The following is a 19,084-nucleotide window of genomic DNA, read 5'->3' as shown; positions in this document are numbered from 1 at the left end:
GGCGTGGGAGCACGCTACACCGGCTGGTGTAATATTGTTTGCAATTCACTTGCCGCGGCACGTCCGCCCGCGGACTTTCCCGAGAAAAGCTCATGGTTCCTCATCTGACTACCGCGTTGACCGGCCCGCTTTTGGAACTGGAAAAGCGATTCCTCGACCACGCGACGGAAATCGAGCGCTGGATGCGCGTGCAGTGGCAGGACCACCTGCCGCCGTTCTACGGCTCGACGGATCTGCGCAACTCCGGTTTCAAGCTCGCGCCGGTGGACCTGAACCTGTTCCCGGGCGGCTTCAACAACCTCAACGACGCCTTCATGCCGCTGTGCGTGCAGGCGGCGCAGGCGGCGATCGAGCGCATCTGCCCCGATGCGCGGCAACTGCTGCTGATCCCGGAAAACCACACGCGCAACCAGTTCTACCTGCAGAACGTCGCCAAGCTGGTGTCGGTGCTGCAGCTCACCGGGCTCGACGTGCGCCTCGGCTCGCTGCTGCCCGAGATCACTGCCCCGACGACGCTGGAGCTGGCGAACGGCAGCACGCTGACGCTCGAGCCGCTGGAACGACGTGGCGCGCGCATCGGCCTCGCCGATTTCGAGCCGTGCGCGGTGCTGCTGAACAATGACCTGTCGGGCGGCGTGCCGCCGATTCTCAAGGGACTCGACGACCAGTGGCTGATCCCGCCGCTGCATGCGGGCTGGCATGTGCGCCGCAAGTCGATCCACGCTGCCGTCTATGACCGTGTCGCGCGCGATTTCGCCGCAGTCATCGGCATCGACCCGTGGCGCATCAACCCCGAATTCGGCGTGTGCAGCCAGATCGACTTCCACGAACGCACCGGCGAGGAACGCCTTGCCGACGAGGTCGACGCGCTGCTCGCGCGCATCCGCGAGAAATACCGCGAATACGAAGTCACCGAGACGCCGTTCGTCGTCGTCAAAGCCGATGCCGGCACTTACGGCATGGGCGTCATGACGGTGCGGGACGCGTCCGAAGTGCGCGGCCTGAACCGCCGCCAGCGCAACAAGATGAGCGTCGTCAAGGAAGGCCTCGAAGTGCACGAGGTCATCATCCAGGAAGGCGTGCATACCTTCGAGACCGTCGACGACGCGGTCGCCGAGCCGGTCGTCTACATGATGGACCACTACGTCGTGGGCGGCTTCTACCGCGTGCACACCGAGCGCGCGCGCGACGAGAACCTCAACGCGCCGGGCATGCACTTCAAGCCGCTGGCGTTCGAGACCTGCTGCTCGCTGCCCGACTGCCGCCAGGGCCCGGACGCGGCGCCGAACCGGTTCTACGCGTACGGCGTCGTCGCCCGGCTCGCGCTGCTCGCGGCCTCGATCGAGATCGAGGAAACGATGCCGGCCGAAGCCGAACTGGCGGCGTGAATGAGCTGCCCCGATCGGATTCCCGGCGAGCGCCCGGTGCCTGAGCCCAAAGTGCGGCCGTCGCGCCCGCTGAACCTTGCCTTCATCCTCGACCCGCTGCACGGCCTCAAGGCCTACAAGGATTCGAGCATCGCGATGATGCGCGAGGCCGCGGCGCGCGGTCACCGCGTATCGGCGATCCAGCGCGAGGCGCTGACGTGGCGCGAGGGCGTGGTCGCCGCGCGCAGCCACGCGATCCACACCCGTGCCGACGAGCGCGGCTGGTACGAAGCGGGCGACGAGGCGTCGCTGCCGCTCACCGCGTTCGACGCCGTCGTGATGCGCCAGGACCCGCCGTTCGACTTCGAATACATCGCCGCATCGTGGCTGCTCGAACGCGCGGTCGCCGGCGGGGCGCGCGTGTTCAACGATCCGCGCGCGATCCGCGACCATTCGGAAAAGATCGCGATCACCGAATTCCCGCAGTTCACCGCGACGACGCTGGTCGCGCGCGACGCCGCCGATATCGACGCGTTCATCGACGAGCTCGGCGACGTGATCCTCAAGCCGCTCGACGGCATGGGCGGCAGCCAGATCTTCCGCGTGCGTGCCGACGATCCGAACCGCAACGTCATCGTCGAGACGCTGACGCACGAAGGCGCGCGCACCATCATGGCGCAGCGCTATCTGCCGGCGATCGCCGACGGCGACAAGCGCGTGCTGATCATCGGCGGCGACGTCGTGCCGTACGCACTCGCGCGCATCCCGAAACCCGGCGAGACGCGCGGCAACCTCGCCGCCGGCGGGCGCGGCGTGGCGATGCCGCTGACCGGCCGCGAGCGCGAGATCGCCGAATTCCTTGCACCGGTCCTGTGGCAGCGCGGCCTGATGGTCGTCGGCCTCGACGTCATCGGCGGCCACCTGACCGAGATCAACGTCACGAGCCCGACGTGCTTCGTCGAGATCGCCGCGCAGACCGGTTTTCCGGTCGCCGGGCTGTTCGTCGACAAGCTCGAACAGGCCTGCGCCTGATGCGCCGGTGGCACGCGCTTGGTCGCCTCGGCGCGGCTTGGGTCGCCCTGTGGTGCGTCGTGCTCCTCGGCGCGTGCACGCAGCCGCAGCTCTTCCACCAGGAAGCCTATGTGTTCGGCACGCGCGTCGATCTCACCGTATACGGCGAACCGCACGAGGCCGCGGCGGAGGCGATGGGCGCGGTGCTGCAGGAGTTCGACCGCCTGCACCGCGCCTACCACGCGTGGCAGCCTTCCGAACTGACGGCGCTGAACGAGGCCATCGCGCGCAGCGAGGCCGCTACGGTGTCCGACGAGCTCGCCGCGATGCTGACCGACGCGCAACGCCTGTCCGCTGCCGGCGACGGACTGTTCAACCCGGCGATGGGCGCGCTGATCGGCCTGTGGGGCTTCCACGCCGACGAATTCGCGCCGCGCCTGCCCGATGCGGCCGCGCTGGGCACGGTGCTCGAAGCGCGGCCGCGCATGTCGGACCTCGTCATCACCGGCAATCGCGTCGAGAGCCGCAATCCGGTCGTGCAGCTCGATCTGGGCGGTTACGCGAAAGGCTACGCACTCGACCGCGCAGTCGCGATCCTGCGCGACAAGGGCATCGACAACGCGCTCGTCAATATCGGCGGCAATGTCATGGCGCTCGGCAAGAAAGGCGATGCGCCGTGGCGCCTCGGACTGCAGCATCCGCGCGAGCCGCAACCGCTCGCGACACTGCCACTGTACGACGGCGAGGCGATCGGGACGTCGGGCGACTATCAGCGCTATTTCGAACTCGAGGGGCGACGTTATTCGCATCTGCTCGATCCGCGCACCGGCATGCCCGCGACCGGCAGCCAGTCGCTGACGGTGCTGGTCACGCCGCGCGAGGACGCCGGCACGCTGTCGGACGCGGCGAGCAAGCCCGCCTTCATCGCCGGCGACGACTGGCGCGAATACACCCGCCGCTACGATATCGATCATGCGCTGCGCGTCACCGCCGACGGCCGCATCGAAGTCACCCGCGCGCTGCGCGCCCGCCTCCAGTTCCCCTCCGGCACGCCCGGAGTCACTGTCGTCGAATAGGTTGATCATGCCCCCTCGCCCGCATCTCGATCGCTTCGCCATGGGACTGATGGTGCTGCTGTGCACCGTGTGGGGATTGCAGCAGGTCGCGATCAAGCTTGCCAATGCGGGCATTTCGCCGGTATGGCAGGCCGGTCTGCGCTCGCTCGGCGCGACGGCGCTGGTGTGGGCGTGGGCGAGCGCGCGCGGCGTGAAGCTGTGGTCGTCGGACGGAACGCTCGCGCCGGGCCTCGTCGCCGGTCTGCTGTTCGCCGGCGAGTTCGCGCTGATCTTCTGGGCGCTCGAATTCACGACTGCGTCGCGCGGCGTGATCTTCCTGTACACCGCGCCGTTCTTCGTCGCGCTCGGCGCAGTGTGGCTGCTGCCGCACGAGCGCATGCGTCGCGCGCAGTGGGCAGGCATGGCGCTGGCGTTCCTCGGTGTGCTGACGCTGTTTGGCGAGAGCCTGCTGCTCGGGTCCGGCCGCGCCTGGATCGGCGACCTGATGATGCTGCTCGCCGCGAGCATGTGGGCCGCGACCACGCTGACCGTCAAGGTCAGTCCGCTGATCCGCGTGCCGGCCGAAAAGACGCTGCTGTATCAATTGGGCGTCTCGGCGCTGGTGCTGCCGCTGCTGTCGCTCGCGTTCGGCGAGCCCGGCGTGTTCGCGCCGACGGCGATGGTGTGGGCGAGCCTCGCATTCCAGACCGTTGTCGTCGCCGCCGCGAGCTACGTCGCATGGTTCTGGCTGATCAGCCAGTATCCGGCGACGCGGCTGTCGTCGTTCTCGTTCCTGACGCCGGTGATGGGCGTGCTCGCCGGCGGCATCCTGCTCGGCGAGGCGCTGACGCCGGCGGTGTTCGCCGCGCTCGCGCTCGTCGGCGCCGGCATCTGGATCGCGAATCGCCCGTCGCCGGCGCGCTGAGCGCCCCGCCTGCAGCGGCCTCAGGCCGTGGCTGCGCCCTCTGCGCGCAGCCACTCGGCAAAGCGCGCGACCTCCGGGCGCGGCGTCCCCGCTGCGGTGACGAGCCAGAAACCGCGGTGCGCAATCTCGCGCGGGCTGCCGCCGACGCATTGCAGACGGCCGTCGGCGAGCAACTGATCGAGCAGCTGGGCGCGGCCGATCGCGATGCCCTGGCCGGCGACCGCTGCCTGGATGAGCTGGTCGTAGTGGTTGAATACCAGCACCGCGCGTGGCCGCACGTGCTCCAGTCCCATCGCCGCGAGCCAGTCGCTCCAGCGCAGCCACGGATAGCGCGGGTCGTCGAAGTCGAGCAGCACGGTGTCGGGGAGCGTCGCGGCGTCGAGCGGGCGCGTGGCCAGCACCGGGCTTGCGACCGGCACGACCGACTCGCCGAACAGGTGCTCGGCGCCGGCCGGCGCGTCGCGGTCGGCGCAATAGCGCACTGCCAGATCGACACCTTCGCGCTCCAGGTCGAACACCCGGTTGCTGGCCGCGACGCGTACGTCGATGTCGGGGTAGCGCGCCTGGAAACGCGACAGCCGCGGTACCAGCCACAGCGCCGAAATGCCGATGGTGGCCGTCACCGTCACCGGCCGCGGGCCGTGCGCGCGCAGCGCGTCGGCGAGTGCGGCATAGTCGTCCAGCCAGCCTTGCGCAGCACGCGCGAGCCGGGCGCCTTCGGCGGTCAGCGCCAGAGTGCGCACGCCGCGCACGAACAGCCGCACTCCGAGGGCGTCCTCCAGCGCCTGCACCTGCCGGCTGATTGCCGACTGGGTCAGGAACAGTTCCTCTGCGGCGCGCGTGAAGCTCAGGTGCCGCGCGGCGGCGACGAAGCCGCGCAGCGGATCGAGCGGCGGGAGTCGGCGGAGTGGGGTATGCATGAGTTTTGCGCATCCGAGCGATGCGCCTTTTCCGTTTGCAGGGCCATGATGTGCTGACGATACTGCAGTCACGGCGTTACGGATAGATGCACGACGTGCATCCGAAATCGCCGTCACAGGAGTTCCTCATGAGCAGGCCTACGCAAATCACCAGGCTGGCCCTCGGGCCGCGCGAAACGATGGTTCTCGACCACGCGCAGGGCGTGGAAGTGATCGCGCGCCAGGGCTGCGTATGGCTGACCCAGCATGGCGACAGCCGCGACATCGTGCTCGAGCAGGGCCAGTCCTTCACGCTGGAAAGCGCCGCGGGCGTCGTCATGACGACGTCGCGCGGTGCGGAACTGATCCTGCGCGCGGCGCAGCCGGGGAGCGCGGCAGCAGCGCGAGCGGGCTGGCTGCGGCGGCTCGCGGGCTGGCTCGATCCGCGCGCGGGCAGCCGCGTGTGCGCCGCGCTCGAGGGGCGCGTCCGCATGCACCGCGTGGCCTGATCCGGGACATCCGCGCTCCGGATCGGCTACATTGACTTATCAACCGTTCAACGAACTGGAGTGCGACCCCCATGTCGAGTCCGAAGATGGAGTTCTGGTACGAGTTCGCCAGCTCGTATTCCTACCTGTCGGTGATGCGCATCGAGGGGCTCGCGACCGATGCCGGCGTCGACGTGCAGTGGCGGCCCTTCCTGCTCGGGCCGGTGTTCCTCGCGATGGGCTGGAACGATTCGCCGTTCAACATCTATCCCCCCAAGGGACGCTACATGTGGCGCGATCTGGCACGGCTGGCGGACAAGTACGACCTGCCCTTCCGCCTGCCCACCCGTTTCCCGCGCAGCGGCGTGCTCGCCGCGCGCGTCGCGCTGCTGGGGTCGGGGCCGGGTGGTGGCCCCGTTTTCGCGCAAGGTGATGCTCGCGAATTTTGCCGAGGACCGCGAGATCGGCGAGGCGGAGGTGATCAGCGGGATTCTCTCCGATCTCGGTCTGCCGGCGCGGGAGCTGCTCGCCGCCGCGGTGGCGGACGACAACAAGCTTGCGCTGCGCCGCCAGACCGAGCGCGCGGCCGAACTGGGGCTGTTCGGCGCGCCCAGCTTTCGTATCGGCGATGAGATGTTCTGGGGCAACGACCGCCTGGAGGACGCGCTCGCGTGGGCGCAGCGCACGACCGCCTGAGGTCGCGCGCGACGGTTCAGTTGCCGCCGCGGGCCTTTTCCTGCTCGCGCTTGCGGATCCGTTCGTCGTAGCGCGCGCGGTCGCGCGCGGCGTCTTCGGCCCGTTTCGCAGCGTCGGCTTCGGCTCTCGAACGTTCGCGCGCTTTTTCCGCGTCCTGCTCGCGCTGCCGGTCACGGGAGGAGGCGGCATCGCGGGCAGCCTGCGCGTCGCGTTCCCGGCGCGTGGCCTCGGCGGCAGGATCGGGCGCGATCTGCGTGTCGGCGGATGGTGCGGCAGGGGGCGGCGCGACCGGCAGCGGAGCCGGTGCTCCCGGCGGCGGCGCGGGCGGCATGGTGCCGCGCAGCGCGGCCTGGCGCTGTTTTTCGGCGAGTTCGAGGCGGCTCGCCTCGGCTTCGATCGCGCGCGCCTTGCGGATCCTGTCGAGGCGCGCTTCCTTCGCCTGCGCGATGCAGCGATTGACGAGGAAACGCTCATAACACGCCGGTTCGGCGCGACGCAGCGCGTCGTCGGCCGCTGCGCGCAGCGCTCGGGCTTCGTCGCGCAGGCGCTCGGCGTGCGCGAGATCGGCTTCGGCGGCGCCGGCGGTCGCGGCGGCGAAGGCGAACAGCAGCGGCAGCAGGCGAGGGATCATCGGCATTCGGCAGCGGTCGATTGGGGGGATGCGTAGAATAACGCCTTTGCCCGAAGATGCGCTGACGTGATCCAGTTCCGCAACCTCCGCCTCGCCCGAGGCGCCAAAATCCTCGTCGATGCCGCCTCCCTGCAGATCCACCCCGGTTGGCGGGTCGGTCTGACCGGGGCCAACGGCACCGGCAAATCGAGCCTGTTCGCGCTGTTGCGCGGCGAACTGCACCAGGACCAGGGGGATCTCGACATCCCCATCGGCTGGCAGATCGCGCACGTCGCGCAGGAAACCCCGGCGCTGGCGAAAGCCGCGATCGAGTACGTGCTCGACGGCGACGTCGAGCTGCGCACCATCGAGGCGCAGCTCGCGGCGGCAGAAGCCGCGCACGACGGCGCGCATATCGGTGAGCTGCATGCGCGCCTGCACGAGATCGGCGGCTACGCGGCGCGCGCCCGCGCCGCGGCGTTGCTCGACGGCCTCGGCTTCCTGCCGGGCGAGGCCGAGCGTCCGGTGTCGGATTTCTCCGGCGGCTGGCGCATGCGGCTGAACCTCGCGCAGGCGCTGATGTGCCGCTCCGACCTGTTGCTGCTCGACGAGCCGACGAACCACCTCGACCTCGACGCGGTGCTGTGGCTCGAACAGTGGCTGCGCGACTACCGCGGCACGCTGGTGCTGATCTCGCACGACCGCGAGTTCCTCGACGCCTGCGTCACGCACATCGCGCACATTGAGTCGCAGCGCCTGACGCTGTATTCCGGCGGCTACTCCGACTTCGAGCGCCAGCGCGCCGAGCGCCTGTCGCAGCAGCAGTCGCTGTTCGACAAGCAGCAGCGCGAGATCGCGCACATCGAGGACTACATCCGTCGCTTCCGCGCGAAAGCGACGAAGGCGCGCCAGGCGCAGAGCCGCATCAAGGCGCTCGAACGCATGGAGCGCATCGCCGCGGCGCATATCGACACGCCGTTCAGTTTCAGTTTCCGCGACGGCCCGCCGGCGCCCGATCCGCTACTCCAGGTCGAGGATGGCGTCGTGCGCTACGCCGAGCGCACCGTGCTCGGCGGCATCCGCCTGACGCTGCGCCCGGGCGAGCGCATCGGCCTGCTGGGGCGTAACGGCGCCGGCAAGTCGACGCTGATCAAGCTGCTCGCCGGCCAGCTGCCGCTCGCCGCCGGCAGCCGCAGCGAAGGCAAAGGCCTCGCGATCGGCTATTTCGCGCAGCACCAGCTCGAAACGCTGCGCCCGGACGAGTCGCCGCTGCAACATCTGACGCGCCTCGACCCGCGTGCCCGCGAACAGGAACTGCGCGACTACCTCGGCGGCTTCGACTTCCGCGGTGACGGCGTCGGTGGCACTTCGACGCCGGCGACGACGCCGTGCGGCAGCTTCTCGGGCGGCGAGAAGTCGCGCCTCGCGCTGGCGCTGATGATCTGGCAGCGGCCGAACCTGATGCTGCTCGACGAGCCGACGAACCACCTCGACCTCGAGATGCGCCACGCGCTGACGCTCGCGCTGCAGGACTACGACGGCGGGATGGTGCTGGTGTCGCACGACCGGGCGCTCTTGCGTGCGACCTGCGACCGCTTCCTGCTCGTCGACGCCGGCCGCATCCAGCCGTTCGACGGCGACCTCGACGACTACCGCGACTGGCTCGCCGAGCGTCGCGCACAGGCGAGCGAGGCGGCGAAATGCCCCGACCGCAGCGCTGACAAGGCGGCGCGCAAGGCCGACCGGGAACAGTCCGCCGCCGAGCGCCAGGCGCGCCTCGCCGCGCGCCGTCCGCTGGTCAAGGAACTGGAGCAGCTCGAAAAGAAGCTCGCCGGCTGGCACGGCGAGAAGAAACTCCTCGACGCGCGCCTCGCCGACCCGGCGCTCTACACCGGCGCCGAAGCCGGCCAGCTGCAGACACTGCTGAAGCGCCAGGCGGAACTCGCCGGCTGGGTCGACGACGCCGAACTGCGCTGGCTCGAAATCTCCGAGCAGCTCGAAGCGCTGCAGGCCGATTGAGCGGTTGTGAGGAAATCGTCGAGCCGCGCCCGGCGGCCTCGCCGACACGGCGACCCTAACGAACAATCCGGGAAGGGGTGATGCTGCGAAATTCGCGACGCCCGATCGAGATCCGGCCAGCGCCTCGGCCGGGTAAGCGGGAGGGTGGCACCGATTCCGGGCGGCGGGATCGATCGCCGCCTGCCCTGGCCGGTGTTGCGGCGCAGAGGCAAGCTGTCTACGTTGAATAAAGACAAGGGAACTCCTTGCAGTCTTTCGCGGCGAGGGAGCCATGAACAAGCCCAATATCAAGGCGCAGCGCCTCGCGGCATTGTTTGTGCTGGGTGGCCTGCTGTTCAACTACCCGCTGCTGGCCCTGTTCAACCGCACCGGAATGGTCGCGGGCGTTCCTTTGCTGTACGTCTATGTGTACGCCGCCTGGGCACTGCTGATCGGGCTGCTGGCGCTGGTTATCGAGCGGAAGTAGCGGCCATGCGGCCCGAGCGCTCGTCCCACCCGATCTGGCCCGAGGACTGAATCTTGCCGGCCTGGATCATCGCGCTCGCTGCCGCGGCCTACCTGGGGCTGCTTTTCGTCATCGCCTACCGCGGCGACAAGGCGGCCGATGCCGGGCGCAGCCTGATCGCCAACCCCTACGTCTATGCCCTGTCGCTCGGCGTCTATGCGACCGCGTGGACTTTCTACGGCAGTGTCGGGCGTGCCGCCGCCAGCGGGATCGGCTTCCTGCCCATCTATCTCGGGCCGACGGTGATGATCGCGCTGTGGTGGGTGGTGCTGCGCAAGATCATCCGCATCGCCAAGGACAATCGCATCACCTCGCTGGCCGATTTCATTTCCTCGCGCTACGGCAAGAGCGCGGCGCTGGCCGGGCTGGTGACGGTGATCGCGGTGGTCGGCGTCACGCCCTACATCTCCCTGCAGCTGAAGGCGATCTCCACCAGCTTCACGGTCCTGCGCGGCTACCCCGAGATCCTGCCGGTCGCGCCGGAGCCGGAAAGTGTCTGGCACGACACGGCGTTTTACGTCGCGCTGGCGCTGGCGGCGTTCACCGTCGCATTCGGCACCCGCAAGCTCGACACGGCCGAACGTCACGAGGGCATGGTCGCGGCGATCGCGTTCGAATCGCTGGTCAAGCTGCTCGCTTTTCTCGCCGTCGGCGCCTTCGTCACCTGGGGCATGTACGACGGCATCACCGATATCTTCGCGCGGGCCGCGGCGCAGCCACAGATCGCCGAGGTATTCACCATCGGCGGTAGCAGCTCGTCCGACATTTATCAGAGCTGGGCCTCGCTGTTCTCGCTGGCCTTCATCAGCATGCTGGCGATCATGTTCCTGCCGCGCCAGTTCCAGGTGGCGGTGGTCGAGAACGTCGACGAGGCGCACCTGAACAAGGCGATCTGGCTGTTCCCGCTGTACCTCTTCCTGTTCAACCTGTTCGTGCTGCCGATCGCCTTCGGCGGCCTGCTGCATTTTGGTGCCGGCGGCGTGAATCCCGATACCTTCGTCCTCACCCTGCCGATGTCCGCGCAGCAGGAGGCGCTGGCGCTGCTGGTCTTTCTCGGCGGCTTTTCGGCCGCCACGGGCATGGTCATCGTCGAGACCATCGCGCTGTCGACGATGGTCTGCAACGACCTGGTGATGCCCGTGCTGCTGCGCATCGGCGCGCTGCGCTTGGCCGAGCGCGCCGACCTTTCCGGCCTGCTGCTGGCGATCCGCCGGATCACCATCGTGCTCGGCCTGCTGCTCGGCTACGCCTATTACCGGCTGGCGGGCGAGGCTTACGCGCTGGTCTCGATCGGCCTCATCTCCTTCGCCGCCGTCGCCCAGTTCGGGCCGGCGCTGCTCGGCGGCATCTACTGGAAGGGTGGCACGCGAAGTGGCGCGCTGGCCGGGCTCGGCGCCGGTTTCCTGGTCTGGGCCTATACCCTGATGGTGCCAGCCTTCGCCCGTTCCGGCTGGCTGCCGATGGCGATCCTCGAGCAAGGGCCGTTTGCCGTCGCGCTCCTGCGGCCGCTCGCCCTGTTCGGCCTGGAGGGGCTGGACGAGATTACCCATGCCATGCTGTGGAGCATGCTCGCGAACGTCGGCGCCTACCTGGCGGTGTCGAATATCAGCGAGCAGAGCGCCATCGAGCAGACGCAGGCGACGCTGTTCGTCGATGTCTTCAGGCATGATCGCGGCGCCGGGCATGCCTGGCGGGCGAGCGGCTCGCTGCCGGATCTTCAGGCGCTGATGACGCGCTTTCTCGGCGCCGACAATGCCCAGCAGGCGTTTGCCGCGTATGCCCGGCAGCGCGGGCAGGAGTGGCCGCAGGAGATCGACGCCGAACTCGCCCGCTACTGCGAAGCACAGCTGGCCGGCGTCATCGGCGCCGCCTCGGCGCGGGTCATGCTCGCCTCGGTGGTCGAGGAAGAGCTGCTGCGCGACAGCCTGACCGCCCTGCCCAACCGCGCGCTGCTGCTGTCCCGGCTCGACGATGCCCTCGACCGGCGCCGGCTCGAATCCGGGCGTGGGTTTGCGCTGCTGTTCCTCACCCTCGACCGCTTCCGACTGATCACCGACAGCCTCGGCGCTTCCGCCGGCGATCAACTGCTGATCGCCGTCGCGCAACGCCTCGGCGCCGGCCTGCGCGCCAGCGACACGCTCGCCCGCGTCGGCAGCGAGAGCTTCGCGATCCTCCTCGACGAAGCGAACGACGTTGGCGAAGCGACGCGTTTCGCCGACAAGCTGCAGAGCGAGCTGGCGGCCGGGCACAATGTCGATGGGCATCAGCTGTTCACCACCGCCAGCGTCGGCATCGTCCTCGGCCACCCCGGCTACGCCGACCCCCGCGACCTGCTGCGCGATGCCGAGACTGCTGCCCACGACGCGATGCGGCGCGGCGGAGCGTGCCACGAGGTATTCGCCGCCGACATGCGCGAGCGCGTCGTCGCGCGGTTCAAAATGGAAACCGAACTGCGCCAGGCGGTGCTGGGGGGCGAGGAGTTCTGCGTCTATTACCAGCCCGTCGTCTCGCTGCAGACGGGCCGGCTCGCCGGTTTCGAAGCCCTCGTGCGCATGCGTCGCCGCGACGGCAGCGTGGTGCCGCCGAGTGAATTCATTCCGCTCACCGAGGAGACCGGCCTGATCGTTTCGATCGGTCGCTGGGTGCTGGCCGAGGCCTGCCGCCAGATGCGCGTCTGGCAACAGCGCTACCCGGATCACCCGCCGATGCAGATGAGCGTGAACCTCGCCGGACGGCAGTTCGCCGAGCCCGCCCTGGCGCAGCAGATCGAGGCGGTGCTGGCGGAGACCGGTCTCGACACCGGGAGTCTCAAGCTCGAAGTGACCGAGACGGTGATCATGGAGCACGCCGAGGCGGCGACGGTGGTGCTGGAGAAGTTGCGCGCCCTGGGAATCAAGCTGCTGATGGACGATTTCGGCACCGGCTACTCATCGCTGTCCTACCTGCATCGTTTCCCGATCGATACGCTGAAGATCGACGCCTCGTTCGTGCGCCGCATGGACGTCGACCGGGAGAATGCCAGTATCATCCAGACCATCGTCATCCTGGCTCACACCCTGAACATGGACCTCATTGCCGAAGGGGTCGAGAATGCCGGGCAGCTGGCGCAGCTGCGGGCGCTGCAGGTGGAATACGGCCAAGGCTACCACTTCGCCAGGCCACTCGACGCGGCAGCGGCCGAGGCGATGATCATCGCCCGGCCGCTGTGGTAGCGGCCCTGGCAGGCGACGAAGCTCAGCTCGTGCCGACGGCGCGGATACCCGGCTCATCAGCGCCTGCGAATACGATTTGCGCGACCTGCACGTAGGGCGGAAAAGCGCAGCGCCTTCCGCCGCATCAATGCGGACCAGCGTTGAGGCGGCCGGCTTCACGACCGGGATCAACAATTACTGTGGCGGAGGGTATGTGGGCGAGCACTTTACATTTCTCTGGCGTGACTTTACATTGAACCGGTAGATACTTTACTTATCCGGGCGCCATGGACATCGTCGACAAGCTGATTTTGCGCATTATCGATAGAGGTGAAGCGCACCCGACCACCACGGCAGCAAAGGAGCTCGGGGTCTCTCGGCAAACCATTGCTGCCCGGCTGAGACGCATGGCGAGCGAGCACGTCATCAAGGCAGAAGGAGCGGGGCGCGGTCGGCGGTACGCGCTGCTTCCGCTTCTGTCGGTGCGAAAGGCCTACGCAATCACAGGGCTCGACGAACACCGGGTGTGGCTGGCCGATGTCGCGCCGCTTGTCTCGGATCTACAGCCCAACGTGATCGACATTTGGCGCTATGGGATCACCGAGATGGTCAATAACGCGATCGATCACTCCGAAGGGGAGCGAGTAGCCGTTTTCATCGAGCGCAACGCGCTGCGAACCACTGCCCGCGTCATCGATGACGGAGAAGAAGGTATCTTCCACCGCATTCAGCGCCTGATGGGCCTGTACGACCCGCGCGAAGCGATCCTTGAGCTTGCCAAGGGCAAACTGACGACAGACCCTGCGCGGCACAGCGGCGAAGGGGTGTTCTTCACGTCACGGATGTTCGACAGCTTTTCGATCATCTCCCGGGACCTGTACTTTTCGCACGAGGCTGCAAGCGACGACTGGCTGATCGACGGGGAAGGAGAGGTGACCGGAACGACGGTGGTGATGACCCTCGACAATGACAGCGCGCGCACAACCAGGGGCGTCTTCGATGAATTTGCCGCGCCTGCGGAATATACCTTTGCGAAGACGATCGTGCCGGTGAGGCTTGCGCAGCACGAGGGCGAGAAGCTCGTGTCGCGCTCGCAAGCCAAGCGGGTGACGATGCGTTTCGAGCGCTTTCAGACGGTTGTGCTCGATTTTGCCGGTGTCGAAGAGATCGGGCAGGCCTTTGCGGACGAGATTTTCCGCGTCTTTCAGGCCTCGCATCCGAGCCTTGAAATGACCCCGATCAATATGTCCGAAGGCGTACGAAACATGGTGGCTCGAGCAAGGGCGCACGGATAGGGAGACGGTGTGAACAGCGCCTTCGCAACTCCCTGATTGTGAACGACCATTTCGGCGGGTCTGCGACGGCGGGATTCGTGTGATTGCCCTGCTTCTTACCTCGACAGCGCGAATAGCGTCCCCGGTTTCCCGCGCTACGCGGGCTGGTTTTCCCTTTCCACATCCGCGAGGAAATCCGCCGCCCTCAGCTGCTCGGCCTGTTCGAGCCAAACGGGGTAATGCGTGCGGAAATCGTCGGCGATCAGCGACAGCGGCACGTCGGCGTAGTGGCCGCGCTGGTGCACGTATTCCATGTGCTGATTGCCGCTGCGGTCGAACGGATGATAAATCGAGTCGCTGCGGCCATCGAATTCCAGCGGCAGCAACCCGAACCGCTCGCACAGCGCGAGGTTGAATGCCGGGGTGGCCTTGTACCAGGATCCGTCGATGAGGATTTCGGTGTAGCCGTGCCACCGGTACAGGTCCGCGCCGAACGTCTCGCGCATGCGTGCGGTGCTGAGGTGGTTGCGTACGTCGGCGTAACCGGGCCGCGCCGGAATTCCCGCCGCGCGGCACACCGCGGCCAGTAGCGTCGCTTTCGGCACGCACCAGCCCGCGCCGCTGGCGATGACGCTGCTCGCCTTCATCCCGGTTTCCGACAGGTCGATGCGATAGGGGTCGTAACGGAAGTCGTCGCGCACGGCGTAATACAGCGACACCGCGCGCTCGCGGACGTCGTTGCCGCGGCAGTGTTTCCGCGCGAAGGCAAGGACTTCGGGGTGGTCGCTGTCGATCAGCGCGGTCGGCGAAAGGCATGCTTCAGTCATCGCAATGCTCCATCCAGTAAAGCGAGGGGATACGGGAGAATAAAACGAAAAACGCAGTTCATCCACTTGGCTTTCCTGGCTCTGCTGCTACGGAGATGGTGAACAGGCTCTACGAGGGTGTGAAGAAATCGCTGCGAGCGGTGTCCGGCGGCATCGCCGACACGGCGACCCTAACGAACAATCCGGGGAGGGGTGAGGCTGCGTTGCAAGATCTGACCCCGTGTTCCCGCCCAAATGCCTGATCTGGTTCCAAAACGCTTGCTTGCTATGAAAAGCCGCAAGGTTCCCAGTCGCTCCTGCTTTCGTCTTCATAAAATACTGGGCAAAATGTGCAATTTTCATAAGTGGATCAGCTATGGCGCTTGTCGCTTGCAGGGAATGCGGGAAAGAGGTCAGTACGGAAGCCAAGACGTGCCCGCATTGCGGAACGTCGAAACCGGCAGTGCAGCCTAAAGTGAAGCAGCCAGCAACAGCCAATGAAACGGCGAAAGCTGGCGGGTCGAAAAATTGGATGAAGTACATCATTATTCTTGGGGTAATCGGTATCGTGGCATCAGTGATGGCTCCGAGAAATAAAACCGATTCACGGACGGCTGCTGTTACCGCTGTCCCGGCTAATCCTGATTGTTCGATTCGAAAGGCTGATGGCAGGCAGGGAGACCGTGAGTGCGATCTAGTCGAATTGTGCAAAGATCGCCGCTATCACGAACGCAAGGTCAATTCTGCACAAACCATGGATGATCGGGTTGCTGCCACGTCAGACCTTGGGCAGGTTCAACGGTGGCTGTCCGAGTACCGCAGCGAAGATGTTCAGCGGGTGTGTTCCCGGAACTGATTGGGCTGGTTTCCGGGAGGTATCACCCGGCTGCCGATAATTTGCAATTGTTCAAAGAGATTTAGAAAAATGTTTAAGACGTTTGTAAAATTATCTGCAATCGCCTCTGTTGCAGTCGCCTCTGTTGCAGTTGCAGTACCAGCGGACACGAAAGTTACTGTAAATGCTAAATCTAAACAGCAAATAGATTCTATGTGCGAGAGCGTAGGAAAATTCGGTGCTAAAGTCTTCGAGGAGATGGTTCGGCAGGGAAATGTAAGTGAATTGATAAGCAAAGCTAAACAGATGGATAAAGGTACGGGGCTTTTGATGTTGGCTGCGGCTGAGGCGGCAATACTGCACTTTGCTAGTGCCACCAAAGATCATGGGCTTTATGCCAGCGAATATAAACTTCAAAAAGAGTTGGCAGAGACCGCAGCTTACATTCGCTGCCACAGTATGGTTGCGCCTAAATTTAATTAAATTGCAGCTGTGCTGAGGTAACCGTTCAGCCCCCTATGCCGCAGCGAGCGTAGGGCGGAAAAGCGCAGCGCCTTCCGCCGAATGCCGGCCGGGCACATACGGCGGATAACGCCTTCGGCTCATCCGCCCTTGTATCTTGTTTTGTGCAAAGTTGATCGCTTGATGGTTTGCCGTTTTGGGGGCCCTTGCAAGGCGCGCGTAGCGCAACTGAAGAGGGCCCCCAAAACGGCGGCGGTCGAAACAGCATGCCTGGGGGGCGCCCCAGGTCGAGCGGCTGGATGCCGTATCCGCCCTTGGGCCTCGCGCCCGCTGCGTAGATCCTTGCAGCAGCCGCTCACCCTCACGAATAGATCGGACAGTATCTTTGGCCCGGCTTGCCGGCAGCCCGCATTCACAAGGTCGATCACGAGAGGACCCACGCGCTTGAGCAACAAAGGAGTCGCCATGCACACATCGTATCTGGGCATTGATGTCGCCAAAGCCAAGCTCGACTGCGCCTTGCGCCTGCCCGAGGGCAAAATCCGACACAAGGTTGTGCCCAACACCCCCGCGGGCTTTGAGGCGCTGCACGCTTGGCTCGTCAAGCAAGGGGCCGAGGCGTGCCATGCCTGCATGGAAGCCACCGGCATTTACTGGGAAGCGGTGGCTGAGTTTCTTGCCGCCTTCGAGACGATCACGGTGAGCGTGGTCAATCCCGCTCAGATCAAGGCTTTTGGCGCCTCGCAGATGGTGCGCACCAAGACCGACAAGGTCGATGCCAAGCTCATTGCCCAGTTCTGCTTCGAGCGTCACCCCGTCCTCTGGCAGGCCCCCTCTGCAGCCGAACAGGCTTTGCGCGCCCTGGTCCTGCGCCTCGATGCGCTGCAGACCATGCATACCCAGGAGAGCAATCGCCTGCAGGTCGCCCGCCCGGCCGTCGAGCAAGGTATCGCCGATCATCTGCAATGGCTCGACAAGGAGATCAAACGCCTGGTCAAGGCCATCCACGAGCACATCGATCGCGATCCCACCCTGCGCGAAAAGCAGCGCCTGCTTGAGTCCATTCCCGGCGTGGGTGAGCGCACCATTGCCGTGCTGTTGGCCTACCTGATCGATCCACAGCACTTCCCCAACGCCCGACAGGCCGTGGCCTTCGCCGGCCTCGACCCGCGACAGCATGAGTCGGGCACCAGCGTCAGAGGCCGACCCCGTATGTCCAAGGTCGGACATGCCTTCCTGCGCAAAGCCCTTTACATGCCCGCCGTGGCAACCTTGTACCGAACCCACTGGGGCCAGCACTTCCAGCAGCGCCTGGCCGCAAACGGAAAGATTCCGATGATCATCATTGGCGCCATGATGCGAAAGCTTGTCCATGTCGCCTACGGCGTGCTCAAGTCTGGCAAGAACTTCGATCCAGCTATGCATGGGGCTTGACTCGGATAACAGTATCTACGCAATTCGAGGTGCCGGCTCAAGCATGCATACCAATCGGCCCGCGCAGCAGAGCTATTCGCAGACTCTGAGCGCCACGCCGGGCGCGTTGGCAACGCCCCCGGCATCTGCCCGCGCCGCCGCTTTGCGCATACAGTAACGATTCGAACGCCCGTTCCGGGCGGGTTGCGGAGAATCGACATGTCGTCCATCCCGGTGCCGCTCGCACTGCCCGATCTCGTCGCTGCGCGCGAACGCATCCGCGACGCGGTCGTCCGCACCGGGCAGTGGCAGAACGACGCGCTGTCCGACGAGCTCGGCGTGCCGCTGCAACTGAAGCTCGAAAACATGCAGCGCACCGGCTCGTTCAAGCTGCGCGGCGCGACGCACAAGATCGGCCGCCTGCTGGAAGGCGGGGCCCGGCCGGCCGGCGTCGTCGCGGCGTCGGCCGGCAACCACGCGCAGGGCGTTGCACGGGCGGCGGCGCGGGCCGGCCTCTCCGCGGTCGTCGTGATGCCGGCGAACGCACCGCTGACGAAGATCCAGGCGTGCCGCAAGCTCGGCGCCGACGTGCGACTCGTCGGCGACACGCTCGAAGCCGCCAGCGACGAGGCGCGCCGGCTCGCTGACGGCGAAGGGCTCGCGCTGATCCACCCGTATGACGACTGGGACGTGATCGCCGGCCAGGCGAGCTGCGGCCTGGAGATGCTCGAAGACGCGCCGGACATGACCGTCGCGATCGTGCCGCTCGGCGGCGGCGGGCTGATTTCGGGCGTCGCGCTGGCGCTGAAGCTGCAGAATCCGGCGATCCGCGTCGTTGGCGTGCAGACCGACGCGGTCGCGCCGTGGCGGCATTTCCTGCACGATGGCACGCTCGAAGCGGTGCGGCCGGACGCGCACACGATCGCCGATGGCATCAAGGTGAAGCGCCCGGGAATGCTGACGCGGCAGGTGATCACGAGCCACGTCGACGACATCGTCACCGTCGATGACAACGCGATCGCCGAGGCGATCGTCACGCTGCTCGAACGCACACGCACGATCGGCGAGGGCGCGGGCGTGGTCGGGCTCGCAGCGCTGCTGCAGCGCAAGGTCCGCCTCGCGCCCGACGACCGCGCGGTGGTCGTGATCTCGGGCGGCAACGTCGATATGACGCTCGTCGGCCGTTCGATCGACTACGGCCTCGCGTCGAGCGGGCGGCTGATGAGCGTCGCGGTGATGATTTCCGATGCGCCGGGCCAGTTGCTCGCGCTGCTGAAGACCGTCGCCGAGCTCGGCATGAACGTGCGGCATGTCGAACACCGCCGCGGCGAACTGCACGTCGCGGTCGGCATGACCGAAGTGATCCTGCAGATCGAGACGCGCGATGCCGAGCACCAGCACGCGCTGCTGAGGCACTTCGCCGCACAGGGCCTCGTCGTGCGCAACCTGCTCGCGGGCTGAGGTCCGGATTCGCCGGCAGGCAGTCCGCGCCGCTGCTAGAATCGCGGCTTTCCCCTTGCCGCTACAG

The 19,084-nt window shown here is 66.5% G+C and carries 16 protein-coding genes and 2 pseudogenes; 15 read left to right on the top strand and 3 right to left on the bottom strand.

Annotation, left to right across the window (positions count from 1 at the left end):
- Positions 1-92: 92 nt before the first annotated feature.
- Genes gshA through GO606_RS03790 form a run of 4 tightly spaced genes read left to right on the top strand, consistent with a single transcriptional unit; the run spans position 93 to position 4,358 of the window.
- Entirely contained in the window at positions 93-1,388 is a 1,296-nt protein-coding gene (gshA, locus tag GO606_RS03805) for a glutamate--cysteine ligase (protein ID WP_169120600.1), read from the top strand.
- Positions 1,389-2,399: a glutathione synthase gene (gshB, locus tag GO606_RS03800; protein WP_169120602.1), complete on the top strand. Its 1,011-nt coding sequence runs from the start codon at positions 1,389-1,391 to the stop codon at positions 2,397-2,399. It abuts the gene before it with no gap.
- On the top strand, positions 2,399-3,454 hold the full coding sequence (locus GO606_RS03795; RefSeq protein WP_169120604.1) for an FAD:protein FMN transferase: 1,056 nt from the start codon (positions 2,399-2,401) through the stop codon (positions 3,452-3,454). The genes gshB and GO606_RS03795 overlap by 1 nt, the downstream gene beginning before the upstream one ends.
- Before the next feature lie 7 nt (positions 3,455-3,461).
- On the top strand, positions 3,462-4,358 hold the full coding sequence (locus GO606_RS03790; RefSeq protein ID WP_169120606.1) for a DMT family transporter: 897 nt from the start codon (positions 3,462-3,464) through the stop codon (positions 4,356-4,358).
- 20 nt (positions 4,359-4,378) lie between these two features.
- On the opposite strand, the gene GO606_RS03785 is transcribed toward GO606_RS03790, so the two are convergent.
- On the bottom strand, positions 4,379-5,278 hold the full coding sequence (locus GO606_RS03785; RefSeq protein WP_169120608.1) for a LysR substrate-binding domain-containing protein: 900 nt from the start codon (positions 5,276-5,278) through the stop codon (positions 4,379-4,381).
- Positions 5,279-5,406: 128 nt separating this feature from the next.
- Between GO606_RS03785 and GO606_RS03780 the strand changes: the two genes are divergently transcribed.
- A complete protein-coding gene (locus GO606_RS03780) occupies positions 5,407-5,766 on the top strand; it encodes a DUF2917 domain-containing protein (RefSeq protein WP_169120610.1) in 360 nt (119 codons plus the stop codon).
- Between the two features lie 71 nt (positions 5,767-5,837).
- Positions 5,838-6,441, top strand: a pseudogene (locus tag GO606_RS03775) (DsbA family protein).
- 16 nt (positions 6,442-6,457) lie between these two features.
- Here GO606_RS03775 and GO606_RS03770 read toward each other — a convergent pair.
- A complete protein-coding gene (locus tag GO606_RS03770; protein WP_169118862.1) occupies positions 6,458-7,072 on the bottom strand; it encodes a hypothetical protein in 615 nt (204 codons plus the stop codon).
- Positions 7,073-7,138: 66 nt separating this feature from the next.
- Here GO606_RS03770 and GO606_RS03765 point away from each other — a divergent pair, with 66 nt between their 5' ends.
- The 4 genes from GO606_RS03765 to GO606_RS03750 all read left to right on the top strand — a co-directional run bounded on the left by GO606_RS03765 (position 7,139) and on the right by GO606_RS03750 (position 14,061).
- Positions 7,139-9,070 carry an ATP-binding cassette domain-containing protein gene (locus GO606_RS03765; RefSeq protein ID WP_169118863.1) on the top strand — a complete coding sequence of 644 codons (1,932 nt, stop codon included), beginning with the start codon at positions 7,139-7,141 and terminating at the stop codon, positions 9,068-9,070.
- 271 nt (positions 9,071-9,341) lie between these two features.
- Positions 9,342-9,536, top strand: coding sequence for a hypothetical protein (locus tag GO606_RS03760; RefSeq protein WP_169118864.1), 195 nt, complete (start codon positions 9,342-9,344; stop codon positions 9,534-9,536).
- A gap of 50 nt (positions 9,537-9,586) precedes the next feature.
- Positions 9,587-12,787, top strand: a complete 3,201-nt coding sequence (locus GO606_RS03755) for an EAL domain-containing protein (protein ID WP_246979358.1) — start codon at positions 9,587-9,589, stop codon at positions 12,785-12,787.
- A gap of 266 nt (positions 12,788-13,053) precedes the next feature.
- Complete coding sequence (locus tag GO606_RS03750; RefSeq protein ID WP_169118866.1) at positions 13,054-14,061, top strand: STAS-like domain-containing protein; 1,008 nt, start codon at positions 13,054-13,056, stop codon at positions 14,059-14,061.
- A gap of 134 nt (positions 14,062-14,195) precedes the next feature.
- On the opposite strand, the gene GO606_RS03745 is transcribed toward GO606_RS03750, so the two are convergent.
- The gene (locus tag GO606_RS03745; RefSeq protein ID WP_169118867.1) at positions 14,196-14,867 is read right to left on the bottom strand and encodes a transglutaminase-like domain-containing protein; all 672 of its coding nucleotides are present in this window, start codon (positions 14,865-14,867) and stop codon (positions 14,196-14,198) included.
- A 355-nt stretch (positions 14,868-15,222) separates the two neighbouring features.
- On the opposite strand from GO606_RS03745, the pseudogene GO606_RS22065 reads away from it, so the two are divergent.
- The 5 genes and pseudogenes from GO606_RS22065 to ilvA all read left to right on the top strand — a co-directional run.
- Positions 15,223-15,297: pseudogene (locus GO606_RS22065) on the top strand (zinc-ribbon domain-containing protein); the annotation flags it as partial.
- Between the two features lie 81 nt (positions 15,298-15,378).
- Entirely contained in the window at positions 15,379-15,702 is a 324-nt protein-coding gene (locus GO606_RS03740; RefSeq protein WP_246979341.1) for a hypothetical protein, read from the top strand.
- Between the two features lie 69 nt (positions 15,703-15,771).
- On the top strand, positions 15,772-16,164 hold the full coding sequence (locus tag GO606_RS03735; protein WP_169118869.1) for a hypothetical protein: 393 nt from the start codon (positions 15,772-15,774) through the stop codon (positions 16,162-16,164).
- Between the two features lie 444 nt (positions 16,165-16,608).
- Positions 16,609-17,577: an IS110 family RNA-guided transposase gene (locus tag GO606_RS03730; RefSeq protein WP_169118870.1), complete on the top strand. Its 969-nt coding sequence runs from the start codon at positions 16,609-16,611 to the stop codon at positions 17,575-17,577.
- Between the two features lie 198 nt (positions 17,578-17,775).
- Positions 17,776-19,017, top strand: a complete 1,242-nt coding sequence (gene ilvA / locus GO606_RS03725; protein WP_169118871.1) for a threonine ammonia-lyase — start codon at positions 17,776-17,778, stop codon at positions 19,015-19,017.
- Positions 19,018-19,084 lie beyond the last annotated feature (67 nt).

This window comes from Aromatoleum anaerobium (genome assembly GCF_012910705.2).
In the GTDB taxonomy this organism is placed as follows: Bacteria; Pseudomonadota; Gammaproteobacteria; order Burkholderiales; family Rhodocyclaceae; genus Aromatoleum; species Aromatoleum anaerobium.
The sequence above is the reverse complement of the archived record's forward strand: the minus strand, read 5'-3'. Positions and strand labels throughout refer to the sequence as shown.

What these genes read in the sequence shown, in the direction of transcription:
- gshA (WP_169120600.1), top strand. Translation starts at nt 93, where the DNA reads ATGGTTCCTCATCTGACTACCGCGTTGACCGGCCCGCTTTTGGAACTG.
- gshB (WP_169120602.1), top strand. Translation starts at nt 1,389, where the DNA reads ATGAGCTGCCCCGATCGGATTCCCGGCGAGCGCCCGGTGCCTGAGCCC.
- GO606_RS03795 (WP_169120604.1), top strand. Translation starts at nt 2,399, where the DNA reads ATGCGCCGGTGGCACGCGCTTGGTCGCCTCGGCGCGGCTTGGGTCGCC.
- GO606_RS03790 (WP_169120606.1), top strand. Translation starts at nt 3,462, where the DNA reads ATGCCCCCTCGCCCGCATCTCGATCGCTTCGCCATGGGACTGATGGTG.
- GO606_RS03785 (WP_169120608.1), bottom strand. Translation starts at nt 5,278, where the DNA reads ATGCATACCCCACTCCGCCGACTCCCGCCGCTCGATCCGCTGCGCGGC.
- GO606_RS03780 (WP_169120610.1), top strand. Translation starts at nt 5,407, where the DNA reads ATGAGCAGGCCTACGCAAATCACCAGGCTGGCCCTCGGGCCGCGCGAA.
- GO606_RS03770 (WP_169118862.1), bottom strand. Translation starts at nt 7,072, where the DNA reads ATGATCCCTCGCCTGCTGCCGCTGCTGTTCGCCTTCGCCGCCGCGACC.
- GO606_RS03760 (WP_169118864.1), top strand. Translation starts at nt 9,342, where the DNA reads ATGAACAAGCCCAATATCAAGGCGCAGCGCCTCGCGGCATTGTTTGTG.
- GO606_RS03750 (WP_169118866.1), top strand. Translation starts at nt 13,054, where the DNA reads ATGGACATCGTCGACAAGCTGATTTTGCGCATTATCGATAGAGGTGAA.
- GO606_RS03745 (WP_169118867.1), bottom strand. Translation starts at nt 14,867, where the DNA reads ATGACTGAAGCATGCCTTTCGCCGACCGCGCTGATCGACAGCGACCAC.
- GO606_RS03740 (WP_246979341.1), top strand. Translation starts at nt 15,379, where the DNA reads ATGAAGTACATCATTATTCTTGGGGTAATCGGTATCGTGGCATCAGTG.
- GO606_RS03735 (WP_169118869.1), top strand. Translation starts at nt 15,772, where the DNA reads ATGTTTAAGACGTTTGTAAAATTATCTGCAATCGCCTCTGTTGCAGTC.
- GO606_RS03730 (WP_169118870.1), top strand. Translation starts at nt 16,609, where the DNA reads ATGCACACATCGTATCTGGGCATTGATGTCGCCAAAGCCAAGCTCGAC.
- ilvA (WP_169118871.1), top strand. Translation starts at nt 17,776, where the DNA reads ATGTCGTCCATCCCGGTGCCGCTCGCACTGCCCGATCTCGTCGCTGCG.